We start from the raw sequence: 12,516 nt of genomic DNA, 5'->3' as shown, positions 1-12,516 counted from the left end.
GTTGTACGGGGTTTAATAAACACTGTACAAACATAGGTCTAAACTGGAACAGTCAAATGATACAGAAACAACAATACAACATAGTCCAGATGTATCTCATTTGCTGGATTACCAAGGGTAATTATAATAAGAACTTGCGTTCTCATCGGTCAACAGAAGGCGCAATGAGGGATTCATTAGCGCATCATCAAACGCAATTTTCATCTTACCTACGAAGAGATAAGGATATACAAACCGAATCCCATGGCTATAGTCCACATAATATTCGGCATGGCCTGTAAAGACAGGTTGTATAGGTTTACCATCCAATCTATGCCAACCATACAACGCCATTTTCCCCTTGGTACCACGAAGTTTTTCAGTTGATACGACATCTTTCTTAATCCCGGCAATAAGACCTTTTCTTCCCTTACGCTGCTGTTCGATGAGGGTATTATGTGCCACGAAAGTACTGAACTGCTCCCTATCTTCTGTTAAGGGTAAAGGCTCGAGTTTTACCTTAGCCTGCTGATAAACAGCATCACAGACCTTACTGTTACTCAACACCAATCCTAGCGAATCGGCTATATATTGAGCCGTGCTAGGTCGTATCGGTAATCGCACGAAATCGGCATCCGTGCCCAACATCAAATAATCGGGCATGACATAATAATAGGCATCAATCTTGTTTCCTTTTTCATCCATACCGGTTACATCAATACGCTTTAGTTTTCGCATAAACTTCGGAAAGTTACCTTCAAGAAAGAACCTGGCAATAGCTTTTTCCCGCTGTTCATTATCTAACTCAGATAGTTTTTGTACAATACTCTTTGCGGGCAAGGCCTCCTTAGGCAGCTTGGGTAAATTCAATTTTTCTCCTGTAAGAGAGTGGTCTATACGTTTTACAGTTCCATTGAACCCGGTTACTTCTCTGGGCAGCGCACTAAGTGTTACCTTACGATCATCTGGTGCCACAAAACCAAGTATACTCGCCTTGCTCATCCCTCCTTTTTTTGGAATATCAATAATTGCGTAAGATTTGTAAGCCGGCGCGTCATGACCAATCAATGGTCTAGGTCCTCCCCCTAGGCAACCACTGTGTAGGAGCGTGACTTGCTGTTTGGATCCAGGGAAATAAGCATGTTGATGACCGGAAATATACATGTCTACACCGTAGTCCTTAAAGAAAGCTAAGGTCGCATCGGCATCATCTATTACTTCACCAGGTTTGTTCTTCGCCTCCACCAGAGCATATAGGGGCAAATGTCCCAAAACTATCCGTCCTCTTGCTTTTCGTGCATAATCGGAGGATAATTGTGTTGCCATCCAGTTCTTTACCGCATCGGGGATAACGGATGACGAAGCATCCCAACTCAAAAATAAGATGTTATTCTTTAGATAAGAGAAATAATACGGAAAGTGTGTATCATCGACGAAGGTAAGCTTTGCCTGATCTTTATAAGCTATCCAAAATGCAGAAGCTGCTTCCCGATCACTTTTATAATTAGGCGAAGCGTCGTGGTTACCCATGGTAAAACCAAAAGGAATATTCATTTGGTGAATGGGCTCCAAGACCGCAGTCTGAAATCCGCTCCACATACTATCTAGCTGAGACCTATGTAAAGAGGCTTTTTGTCCAGCAACCATATCGCCCCCACACAAGATAATATCTGGATTAATGTCTTTTATCCGTCCCACCAAACGGTGTACTTCTGTACTATAAGTGACCGAACCATAGGCATCATTCAAATCCGAAATCAGCAATATCTTTAAGTCTCGGTCTTTCTGTTCGTTCTCCAGATTTTGGCTAAAACAGGCCATAGAAAAGATAGAAAGAATAAGAACAGAAAAAATACGCGGATTAAAACACATTATAGAATAATAAAAAGGTACTACTTAACTTAAGCCAACAAACCTAATAAATTTTTATTACAAGCATTTGCTTTTGGGTACAAAGTAAACTATATCAATCTTCGCCCAATACCTCTGACCTTATCCAACCACTTCGTACGTTGAGCATCCGTTGAATTACGTATAACACCAACATAGGTAACTTTTACCGGTTTGATTCCACAGAATTCTAAAATTGACTTTTTCAATTGATTGACACTAGGTCTTCCAAAAAACAGTCGGTAATACCACCCTGGTTGATCCAGTGTGGTTATAATATGTGCGGTCTTGCCTGATAATAGCTTGTCCCACCATACAGAATTTGGACGATACTTGTACGCCATACCGGGAAGAAAGAGTCGATCGACAAATCCCTTGGTTACTGCCGGGAGCCCTCCCCACCAAACGGGATGAACCCAAACGAGATGGTCGGCCCATAAAATGCTATCCCATGCTTGCATCAAATCGGGTTCTAATTCCATTCGTTGTTGATATCCGTACTGTAGATTAGGGTTGAATTGTAACTCACCAATAGGAATAACCCTTATCTCGGCTTGCTGCCCAAGGGCTCCTTCCTCATAAGCATGTACCAGTGCACTGTTAAAAGATTCCTTATTGGGGTGTCCATTGATAATTACGATTTTCTTCATAGCTGCTGAAATATGTTATGCAAAGCTAACAGCTGTACCGACCAATTATACAGGACAAATGTCTAAAAAGAAAGCGATTTTCGGATACGGCTTAAATGTCGTTGGGTGATACCCAAATAAGAAGACAGGTACTGTAAAGGTATGGATTGTATGTAATCAGGTTGTTTTTTAAGCAAACTGGCATAGCGCGATGAAGCGCTTTCTTTTTGTAATTGAAACACACGTTCTTCAAGTTCCATATATTGTTGTTCGGCAATGATCTTCAAGAACTTCGTCCATTTCGAGTTGGATACCTCCAGGTCTTCTATCTTCTTCTTAGTTAGAACCCAAATCCTGGCTTCAGTAAGTGCTTGCAGATTTTCGACACTCGGTTCTCCCGAGATAAAAGAGGAATAAGCCCCTAGCATACCATTAGGAAAACGGAAACAATAGGTAACATCGTCCCCTTTCTCCGTATGATAATAGGAACGGAATATTCCCGATTCTATAAATGCGACTTCCCGACAGACTTGCCCTGCCTGAGCAAAATAGCTGGATTTAGGAAGCTGCCTCTGCTCGAATAAAGTCAAAAAACCAGCTATCTCTTCTTTACTGAAAATGCCAAAGCTTAAAAAAAATTGTTCGATCATCATATTTCCCTTAGAATAAAACCTATATCCCGAGTATCAAAAATATCAATTTAATGACCTTTCCACAAGCTCTGAGTATTATACAAACAAAAAAGCCGGATAAAAAGGAGAATTATCCGGCTCGAAATAAATATAAAAAATGAAAAAAGCTACAGCATATATAATTGCGCCATCGGTAAGAATGCCGAAGGTGTTACCGCTACAACATCGCCATTAATACTGATGTCGTAGGTATTGTGATTCATAACGATGCTAGGCATACTGTCATTATGAATGAGATCTGTTTTCTTTACGTTTCGGGTATTCTGTACAGCAACAAGCATTTTCTTAACGCCAAGCTCTTCCAGTTCACCTTGATTTATCGCAGATTGTGCGACAAATAGTGCTGAAATCTGTCCGACGACCTGCCCATGCGTACCCCACATCGGGCGATACATATAAGGTTGAGGAGTAGATATTGAGGCATTTGGATCCCCCATCCCTGCATAAGCAATAATCCCGCCCTTCATCACCATCTCAGGTTTGACACCAAAAGCCTGCGGTTTATAGAATACCAAATCTGCCAACTTACCCACTTCAATAGACCCTACATGAGTCGCAATACCATGTGTGATTGCCGGATTGATCGTATATTTTGCCACATAGCGTTTTGCTCTGAAGTTATCATTAAGCTTATTAGCCCCCAACACACCTCTATCCTTTTTCATCTTATCGGCAATCTGCCATGTACGCATCACCACTTCACCTATTCTCCCCATCGCCTGAGAATCCGAACTCATCATAGAGATAGCTCCCATATCGTGCAATAGCCCTTCGGCTGCAATAGTTTGAGCACGAATACGCGACTTAGCAAAAGCAACGTCTTCAGGAATATTCTTATCGAGATGATGACATATCATCATCATATCCAAATGCTCATCTATCGTATTGATAGTAAATGGATTGGTAGGCGTAGTCGATGACGGCAGAATATTATCGTATTCAACAACTTTCAACAAATCTGGAGCGTGTCCACCTCCTGCTCCTTCGGTATGATAAGTATGGATAGAGCGCCCAGCAAAGGAAGCCAATGAGTCTCCAACAAATCCGGCTTCATTAAGCGTATCGGTGTGTATACATACCTGTATATCTGCTTGGTCGGCGACCTCAAGACAATTATTCAGCACAAATGGCGTGCTTCCCCAATCTTCATGAATCTTGAGCCCACCAGCGCCGGCGTCAATCAATTCCTGTAAAGCGGTTTTACTCGAACTATTTCCTTTAGCTAAAAACACAAAATTCACAGGAATAGTATCTGTCGCTAGGGCCATTTTTCGCAGATTCCAAACACCAGAAGTACAGTTGGTAGCCAAGGTACCAGCCACTGGACCTGTTCCCCCTCCGACCACGGTGGTTGTGCCAGCCTGTAGTGCAACATCAAACTGTTGTGGACAGATATAGTGTACATGAGTATCGATTGTACCAGCTGTCACGATGAGATTCTCCCCAGCTACGACTTCGGTCCCCACTCCTACAACCATTCCCTTTGTCACTCCATCCATAATCAAGGGGTTACCTGCCTTACCAACTCCCGCAATCTTGCCGTTCTTGATACCGATATCCGCCTTTACAATTCCCCAATGATCTAATATGACCGCATTGGTAATTACTGTATCCAACACTTCTTCCTGCAAAGCCGTTGGATGCTGTCCCATGCCATCGCGCACCACCTTTCCGCCGCCGAAAATTAACTCATCTCCGTAGGTGGTAAAATCCTTCTCAATCTGTATCCATAGATCGGTATCTGCCAATCTTATCTTGTCCCCAGTGGTAGGACCAAAGTAACTTGCATATTCTTTACGTGATATTTTTTTCATCTTAATTTTCCTCCTTTTGCGCTACACTGCCATTGACTTTACCTGCAAATCCGTAGATCTGCTTTTCTCCACCATAGGCAACCAGATCAACTTCCATCTCTACTTTTGGCATAAACCGAACCGACAGACCTGATGCAATATCCAAGTGGTAACCCATCGTCGCATCCCGATCAAAGTGAAGCGCTGGATTAACTTCATAAAAATGATAATGCGAGCCTACTTGTACCGGACGGTCGCCCGTATTAATAACCTTTACCCGTTGTCTACTACGATTCTCAGATAGGAGAATATCTCCTTCAGCAAATACATATTGTCCAGGTTCATTTTTCTTATCATCTGTGCCAGAAATGGGATGATGTATAGACACCAGCTTTGTTCCATCAGGAAAAGTAGCCTCCACCTGTAAATCCTGTAGCAACTCAGGAACACCATTCATTACGTCATGAGCACTTAAAAGTTGGGTACACCGCTCTATTAATTCCTTTACGGTTTTCCCTTCTCGTGCCCCTTCAATTATATATCCCGACAAATAGGCTACAGCTTCTGGATAATTCAGCTTAAGCCCTTTCTGCTTCCTCCGCTCGGCCACAGATGCCGCGGTAAGTAAAAGCAACTTTTCCCGTTCTTGATGTGTTAAATACATATTACTCTATTAGCTTTATTTTTCAGCAAAACTAAGGAACCAATTCTCCGAAAAATTAGCCAAACTAGGCTATTCATTGTCCTTTTTAGGCATTTTCCGCATAGACATTCTTTTCGTAATTTTGAATTGTATTCTTTTGCATATGATCATGAAAAGTACTTTTAAAATTTTATCGAGCCAGGAATATAAGCGCACCTACTTTCCTTATCTTGAAGAGGAAATTTTAAGCAATTCAAATGCTTTACAGGTCTATGAAATAGAACGGTATTTAAAAGGTATACTTATTCCCGCCTTATCGTACAGAACTTCTTTTAGTTTTTTGATTATCGTAACCCACGGATCCGTAAAGCAATGTATCAATAACGAAATACACACTATTTCACAAGGAGAATGTGCACATATTAGCGAAGGTGTATGGACAGATACGCAATTTGTTTCGGAAGATGTGAGCGGCTATGTCCTCGCTTACGAATCCAACATCTACACACAGTATAGTTTATTTCAAGGCAAACAAGTCGAATTCAATTATACACCGTTTTATAAATTAAGTCCCTATGATTTTGAAGCTACAATTGCTAGCCTAAATCTATTAAAGAATGAACTGAATCTGCCTCAAAGTAGGGCAAATGTACACCTACCTCTATTTTATTCTATCCTATCCAGGCTCAACACCTACGCTCAGGAGAATAGAGTGTCTGGACGCGAAGTAGAAATTGTCCATTATTTCAAAAAATTGGTCAATCAGTTCCACATTGAAAATAGAGCGGTATCCTTCTACGCTGAAAAATTGCACCTATCCGAAAATTACCTCAACCGCTGTGTCAAACACATTACCTCAAAATCAGCCAAGCAATGGATAAACGAGGTGAGTATTGAACATAGCCAATTGCTTTTGCGGGATTTAACACTGGACATTGCTGAAATCGCATACGCAATGCGGTATCCGTCGCCAAGCTATTTTTCGAAGATATTTAAAAAAATAAGAGGCATATCACCAATCTCTTACCGACATAGCTTATTCTCATAAAAACAGAGTTTTACGATATGCTCATGAGAAATGTCACAATACTATTACTACAATAATATTAACAAGTATTTAACATTTTAAACAGGCTTATACCCTTAACTTTGGGTATTCATAATTTAGGTTAATAATTGGTTAGTTAAGAACGCCTGTAGCTCCCCGCTTCAGGCGTTTTTTTATAATTCTTCGTCATGCTGAGTTCTGTCCAACCCCAACACCTCATCCTTCTCATGAACACGTAACGGAGCGATCAGATCAGTAAGTTTAATAAGCAGTAGCGATCCAAAAAATGCAAAAATCGATACAGCGACAAGTGCAACTACATGCACTATAAACAAACCAGTCTCTCCAAAAAATAATCCGTTGACTTTCACAAGTGGATTTATCGAATTATGTGCGAATACCGCTGTCAAAATCATACCTACCATACCTCCCACTCCGTGACAAGGAAATACATCCAACGTATCATCAATATGGGTTTTACTACGTAGAAAAACGAATAGATTACTTACTAAAGCTGCAGTTAAACCAATAACGATAGAATGCGATATACTCACAAATCCAGCCGCCGGGGTAATCGCGACGAGCCCAACGACTGCGCCAATACATGCTCCCATTGCAGACGGTTTCTTGCCTCGAATAATATCTACAAAAATCCAAGACATGGCCGCTACAGCGGAAGCGACCGTGGTCGTTGCAAATGCATGTGCAGCCAAGCTATTAGCTCCTCCTGCCGATCCTGCATTAAAACCAAACCAACCGAACCACAACAATGCGGTTCCTAAAATCACATAACTTATCCGAGCTGGTGAATGCGTGGGGGTTCTTCTTCCTTTTAGGTAAAGTGCTGAAGCCAATGCAGCCCAACCAGCAGACATATGCACAACTGTCCCCCCTGCAAAATCCAACACGCCATACCTAGCGAGAAGACCTTCGGGATGCCAGGTCGCATGGGCCAAGGGCATATAAATAAATATACTAAAGAGTAGAATAAATACCATATAAGAGTTAAAACGAACACGTTCGGCAAAGGCTCCAGTGATCAGAGCGGGTGCTATAATAGCAAATTTCAATTGAAACATCGCGAAAAGAATCAAGGGCACTGTAGGTAGTCCTTCCCACACGACATTTCCAAGCATCCCTTTCATCATATAAAAAGTTCGAGGATCACCAATAATTCCTCCAATATCTTCGCCGAATGCCAAACTAAAGCCAAAGACAACCCATACGATTGATATTAGGCACATGCAAATAAAACTCTGTAACATAGTCGAGATTACATTCTTTTTGCTGACCATCCCCCCATAGAAAAATGCCAAACCTGGAGTCATAATTAGTACCAGTGCAGAGGAGGTCAGTAACCAGGCTGTATCTCCAGAATCTAGCTTGACGTCGGACCGGTTTGCCATTTCTGCACATGGCCCAAGCATGCCTACAATGGCCAAAGCAATTAAAACAATAATTGGAATCATTTTCTTCATTTGAATAGATTAATTTAGATTATAAAATATATTCAAAAATAAACTTTTCTATAAAAAAATATCAACCAAAATACATTTTCATTAAAAATAAAACAACAACAATGTTCATACATTAAAATAAACGCAATAAAAAAGCGCATAATATTTAAAATATTATGCGCTTTTTTAAAATGAAAGCCGGCCTCTATTGGCTCTTATCTTGAAAATGTTGTTCTAAGATATCGAAAGCAACTTCCGCCATTTTATTGCCCTGTCTGTCTAAAAGCGGATTCACTTCTACCACCTCTAAACATTGAACTTTACCAGAATCGGTCAAACCTCTTAATAACATCGAAATCTCTTGCGGGAAAAAACCTCGAGGTACTGGTGTACCTGTACCATCAGAGATTAACTCACTATCCATACTATCCACGTCAAAGGAAAGATATATGATGTCACAGCTAGCGAGTCGTTCTAGTGTTTCATGCACACACGTCTCGACACCTCTTTCCCTCACTTCTGCAACCATATAATTACGTATCCCCAACTCCGCTACGAGCGAATCTTCTGGATCCTCGGTATCCCGTACGCCAAAATACACTAAATGAGCTGGGCTCACTTTTGGGCCTTTGACCTTCAAATCTTTCAACTTATTCCAATAGGTTTCGGTCTCTTCGTCGAGGTCATTAATCTTACATTTTAAATTATCTTCGCCCAGCATTGCACCAAGTGGCATGCCATGCATATTTCCTGATGGCGTGGTATAAGGCGAGTGGATATCAGCATGCGCATCTATCCAAATAACACCAAGTGTCTTATCTGGGAAAGCTGCTTCTATCCCACTGATTGTGCCCATTGCGGACGAGTGGTCACCAGAGAATACCAATGGGAATTTACCATTTGAAAGGCAATTTTCGACCACAGATGCTACTTCCTCACATTGTTGATACACATAAGGGATATACTTTGCAAATGGATGCTGATCATTTTCATAAACAGATTCATTACGTGTACGTACATCTACAAAGGGATACCTATGAAAAAAATCACTCCCTTTATTGATTGCCGCTATTTCCATCGCATCGATCCCTAAATCCGCACCCCTAGTACCGGCCCCAATATCTGACCTGTTCTTAATTATTTCTATCGATGTCTGCATAATTTTAGTTTTTGTATAACTACCGCTCTAAAGTAGTTAAAACAAGAGAATATTTTAACAAATATCCAAAACTAAGGGCAGAAACTCAACTCTATTTACGATTTCAATAAAAAAAAGTACTAATAGCCGTTAGACAAGAATTTTTACCACCAGCTCAGAGCCCTTCCATATTTTAACAACAAATTATTCGGTCTACCAGCCAGCTACATAGGCTACGCTTCTATATGTTCTCCGGCATCTTTCCAATCTTTCATTCCACCTGAATAGTTTTTTACCTTCTCAAAACCATGCTTCCTAAGAATAGAATAAGCGATAGCCGAACGGTCTCCAGCTTGACAATGAATCACTACTTGCTTATCCCGGCTCACCTTATCCAGGTTATCTTGCAAAGTACCAACAAAAATATGCTCCGCTCCTTTGATATGTCCTGCAGTATACTCACTCTCTCCTCTCACATCGATCAACTGCACATCATCTCTATCCAAATAGGTTTTAAATACATCCCTATCAACAACATCAGCGGTATTCAATTCCAAGCCCAACTCCGTTATATCGGTAATATAACCATACATATTATCCATACCGATACGCATTAACTTCCGTGTCAGATCTTCGATCTCTGATTCATCGGCAATCAAGATAAACTGCTCTTGATAATTCAATTGCCAACCCATCCAAGTTGAAAAAGACTTATTATTCTGAATATTGATACTACTTTGTAGAAAACCTGAAGCAAAGACAGTCTTTTCGCGCGTATCAATAACCTGCACCCCATTATTATAAGCGGAGATGAATAGTTCTTTCGTCAAGTGCGGGTGCTTTGGTACCGCTACAAGCAACGGTCTGTCTACTTTATTAAGCTGTTTCATCATCGCAAAATACGCTGGTGGTTCCGGCTGCCCATCTAAAAGATAATCTATGAATGCGTTTTCTTCATTGGAAAACTGAAAGGCCCAGTTACGGATCTTTTCATATCCGACCGTGGTACTTGGCACAGCGCCAAGAGCTTTACCACAGGCCGATCCCGCTCCATGCCCTGGCCAGACTTGTATATAATCTGGCAACTCGGCAAAACGCTGTACAGATTGGTACATTTGTCTCGCCCCCTTTTCTTGTGTCCCTACAATACCTGCGGCCTTCTCTAAAAGGTCGGGACGACCAATATCGCCTACAAAAACAAAATCGCCCGTAAAAATCATAACCGGAGAACCTGTTGCAGGATGATCCGTCAATAAGAAACTAATACTCTCGGGTGTGTGACCTGGGGTATGCAGTACTTCTAGTGTTAGATTACCAACACTTATCGTGTCTCCATGCCGCAATCCATGATGTTCAAACTGATACTGCCAATCTTCTCCCCCCTCATCAGAAAGGAAAAGCTCCGCTCCGGTGATAGCGGCCAACTCCCTAGATCCACTTAAAAAGTCGGCATGTATATGCGTTTCGGTAATATGCGTGATGCGTAGATTATTTTTCTTTGCAATTTCTAGATAGACATCAACATCCCGCTGCGCATCGATTACAATGGCTTCGCCCTTAGCCTGACATCCGATCAAATAACTGGCCTGTGCAAGGCTTTCATCATATACGTGCTTAAAAAACATAGTTAATATTTTTAAAGTTTATCTTCAATTTACTATTTATCAAATCCTATACAAATATCCATACTATTCTGTAATGATACAGCTACTTATGTTACATATGACCAATAATATGACAAGTATCGGTCAAAAAAAGAGTTCTTTAGTCAGAATATAAAATCCCATTATTAGAATAAACCAACCAAACGCAGGTTTTAGCCTATGCCCATCAATACGTCGCGCAATATAGGTCCCCACAAATACTCCAACTATAGCCAATAACACAATCTTTATTAAGAATGACCAGTCGACTATAATATCAGGTAAGGAGGATGCAAAACCTATAAGCGAATTGACGGCAATTATCAAAAGAGATGTCCCAATCGCCTCCTTCATTGGGACCCTCAAATTGTTAACAAGAACCGGAATGATCAAGAACCCTCCTCCTGCTCCAATAAAACCAGTGATAATTCCCACCAATGCACCTTGTATAAAAAGAACGCCTAGAGCGTGTCCATCTTTTCCAGGTTCCTGCATCTCTTCACCATTATTTTTTCGTATCATATGATAAGAGGCCAATACCATCAAAACAGCAAATAAGACCATGACCAGCATATTCTTTGTAACCGAGAAAGCGTCTGAAGTATAAACTACCGTTGGAATAAGAGGCAACACAAAAATACGGGTCACCATTACTGCGATAATAGATGGTATACCAAACACAAATGCGGTACGCAGATTAACAAGTTTCTGCTTAAAGTAGGTAATAGACCCCACGAGACTTGTCGTACCGACCACACATAAGGAGTAAGCCGTCGCTAAAACCGCATCAACTTTAAAAAAATAGACCAATACGGGTACCGTAAGAATACTCCCTCCACCTCCAATCAATCCTAAAGATAGACCAATCAAAATAGATGATAAGAAACCTAAAATCTCCATTTCTCCTTTATTTTCGTTCTCACAAAAATGGCACAAATAAATCTGAATATCTGTGACAAGTGTTACATTAATTTGGTCTTAAAGATAAACTATTTCGCTAATGACGTGTAACTGGTATATTTGTGCATATTTTTTTACCATGAATAAGCCAAACGATATTTCAACAGTTTCATACTGTGCCTTTTTGAGAGGAGTAAATGTTAACGGAACTAACATGAAAATGAAAGATGTCTGTACACTATTTGAAAATCAAGGAATTAAATCAGCATACTCTATACTAGCATCCGGAAATATATTATTCGATTCGGAGAAACCAAAGAGTGAGCTTAAACAAATTCTAGAAAAAGCATTGTCGCTACATTTCAATTATGAAGCATTTATGTTTATAAAAACTAAAAATGAAATAGAACGAATTATACGGGAAAATCCCTTTGAAAGTGATCCTCTATTTCATATTTATTGCATTATTACAGCTACAGAATATCAAACGGAGAACTTATTAAATGAAGAAATTGAAAAAATCATAGATACAGAACAAGAACAGGTTCTGATTATTGGCGAAAACATATACTGGAAGGTATTAAAAGGAAATACTTTAGACTCAAAATTTGGAAAAACATTAGCAAAAAAAAATATAAAGAACTTATTCACTTCACGAAATATGAATACCATTCATAAAATATTAAGAAAAATGAATTAGTTAG

At 40.3% G+C, this 12,516-nt stretch carries 11 protein-coding genes; 2 read left to right on the top strand and 9 right to left on the bottom strand.

The genetic code is table 11. The features are described from left to right. Window positions 1–108: 108 nt before the first annotated feature. The 5 genes from CLV99_RS09840 to CLV99_RS09820 form a co-directional block, all read right to left on the bottom strand. A complete protein-coding gene (locus tag CLV99_RS09840; protein ID WP_162850087.1) occupies window positions 109–1,800 on the bottom strand; it encodes a metallophosphoesterase family protein in 1,692 nt (563 codons plus the stop codon). Window positions 1,801–1,940: 140 nt separating this feature from the next. Further along, window positions 1,941–2,519: an NAD(P)H-dependent oxidoreductase gene (locus CLV99_RS09835; RefSeq protein WP_133584332.1), complete on the bottom strand. Its 579-nt coding sequence runs from the start codon at window positions 2,517–2,519 to the stop codon at window positions 1,941–1,943. Window positions 2,520–2,581: 62 nt separating this feature from the next. Continuing rightward, window positions 2,582–3,151, bottom strand: coding sequence for a Crp/Fnr family transcriptional regulator (locus CLV99_RS09830; protein ID WP_211348498.1), 570 nt, complete (start codon window positions 3,149–3,151; stop codon window positions 2,582–2,584). Window positions 3,152–3,297: 146 nt separating this feature from the next. After that, window positions 3,298–5,004 (bottom strand): urease subunit alpha, encoded by a 1,707-nt coding sequence (ureC, locus tag CLV99_RS09825; protein WP_133584331.1) that lies wholly within the window; start codon window positions 5,002–5,004, stop codon window positions 3,298–3,300. A gap of 1 nt (window position 5,005) precedes the next feature. Then, the gene (locus CLV99_RS09820) at window positions 5,006–5,647 is read right to left on the bottom strand and encodes an urease subunit gamma (protein WP_133584330.1); all 642 of its coding nucleotides are present in this window, start codon (window positions 5,645–5,647) and stop codon (window positions 5,006–5,008) included. 148 nt (window positions 5,648–5,795) lie between these two features. Between CLV99_RS09820 and CLV99_RS09815 the strand changes: the two genes are divergently transcribed. Continuing rightward, the gene (locus CLV99_RS09815; RefSeq protein ID WP_162850086.1) at window positions 5,796–6,674 is read left to right on the top strand and encodes a helix-turn-helix domain-containing protein; all 879 of its coding nucleotides are present in this window, start codon (window positions 5,796–5,798) and stop codon (window positions 6,672–6,674) included. A 173-nt stretch (window positions 6,675–6,847) separates the two neighbouring features. Here the strand turns inward: CLV99_RS09815 and CLV99_RS09810 are convergent, their stop codons facing one another. The 4 genes from CLV99_RS09810 to CLV99_RS09795 all read right to left on the bottom strand — a co-directional run bounded on the left by CLV99_RS09810 (window position 6,848) and on the right by CLV99_RS09795 (window position 11,812). Then, window positions 6,848–8,152 carry an ammonium transporter gene (locus tag CLV99_RS09810; protein WP_133584328.1) on the bottom strand — a complete coding sequence of 435 codons (1,305 nt, stop codon included), beginning with the start codon at window positions 8,150–8,152 and terminating at the stop codon, window positions 6,848–6,850. A gap of 184 nt (window positions 8,153–8,336) precedes the next feature. Continuing rightward, the gene (rocF, locus tag CLV99_RS09805) at window positions 8,337–9,290 is read right to left on the bottom strand and encodes an arginase (RefSeq protein ID WP_133584327.1); all 954 of its coding nucleotides are present in this window, start codon (window positions 9,288–9,290) and stop codon (window positions 8,337–8,339) included. Between the two features lie 212 nt (window positions 9,291–9,502). After that, on the bottom strand, window positions 9,503–10,894 hold the full coding sequence (locus tag CLV99_RS09800; protein WP_133584326.1) for an MBL fold metallo-hydrolase: 1,392 nt from the start codon (window positions 10,892–10,894) through the stop codon (window positions 9,503–9,505). 123 nt (window positions 10,895–11,017) lie between these two features. Then, window positions 11,018–11,812 (bottom strand): sulfite exporter TauE/SafE family protein, encoded by a 795-nt coding sequence (locus CLV99_RS09795; protein WP_133584325.1) that lies wholly within the window; start codon window positions 11,810–11,812, stop codon window positions 11,018–11,020. Window positions 11,813–11,951: 139 nt separating this feature from the next. Here CLV99_RS09795 and CLV99_RS09790 point away from each other — a divergent pair, with 139 nt between their 5' ends. After that, on the top strand, window positions 11,952–12,512 hold the full coding sequence (locus tag CLV99_RS09790; RefSeq protein ID WP_133584324.1) for a DUF1697 domain-containing protein: 561 nt from the start codon (window positions 11,952–11,954) through the stop codon (window positions 12,510–12,512). Window positions 12,513–12,516: the final 4 nt, after the last annotated feature.

Source organism: Sphingobacterium yanglingense, from assembly GCF_004363245.1.
GTDB classification, from domain to species: domain Bacteria; phylum Bacteroidota; class Bacteroidia; order Sphingobacteriales; family Sphingobacteriaceae; genus Sphingobacterium; species Sphingobacterium yanglingense.
Note: the sequence above shows the minus strand (reverse complement) of the source record. Positions and strands in the feature narration are given on the sequence as shown.

Bases quoted from the DNA above. Each gene is read 5' to 3' on its own strand.
- CLV99_RS09810 (WP_133584328.1), bottom strand. From the start codon at position 8,152: ATGAAGAAAATGATTCCAATTATTGTTTTAATTGCTTTGGCCATTGTA.
- CLV99_RS09820 (WP_133584330.1), bottom strand. From the start codon at position 5,647: ATGTATTTAACACATCAAGAACGGGAAAAGTTGCTTTTACTTACCGCG.
- CLV99_RS09840 (WP_162850087.1), bottom strand. From the start codon at position 1,800: ATGGCCTGTTTTAGCCAAAATCTGGAGAACGAACAGAAAGACCGAGAC.
- CLV99_RS09830 (WP_211348498.1), bottom strand. From the start codon at position 3,151: ATGATGATCGAACAATTTTTTTTAAGCTTTGGCATTTTCAGTAAAGAA.
- CLV99_RS09800 (WP_133584326.1), bottom strand. From the start codon at position 10,894: ATGTTTTTTAAGCACGTATATGATGAAAGCCTTGCACAGGCCAGTTAT.
- CLV99_RS09790 (WP_133584324.1), top strand. From the start codon at position 11,952: ATGAATAAGCCAAACGATATTTCAACAGTTTCATACTGTGCCTTTTTG.
- CLV99_RS09815 (WP_162850086.1), top strand. From the start codon at position 5,796: ATGAAAAGTACTTTTAAAATTTTATCGAGCCAGGAATATAAGCGCACC.
- CLV99_RS09835 (WP_133584332.1), bottom strand. From the start codon at position 2,519: ATGAAGAAAATCGTAATTATCAATGGACACCCCAATAAGGAATCTTTT.
- CLV99_RS09795 (WP_133584325.1), bottom strand. From the start codon at position 11,812: ATGGAGATTTTAGGTTTCTTATCATCTATTTTGATTGGTCTATCTTTA.
- ureC (WP_133584331.1), bottom strand. From the start codon at position 5,004: ATGAAAAAAATATCACGTAAAGAATATGCAAGTTACTTTGGTCCTACC.
- rocF (WP_133584327.1), bottom strand. From the start codon at position 9,290: ATGCAGACATCGATAGAAATAATTAAGAACAGGTCAGATATTGGGGCC.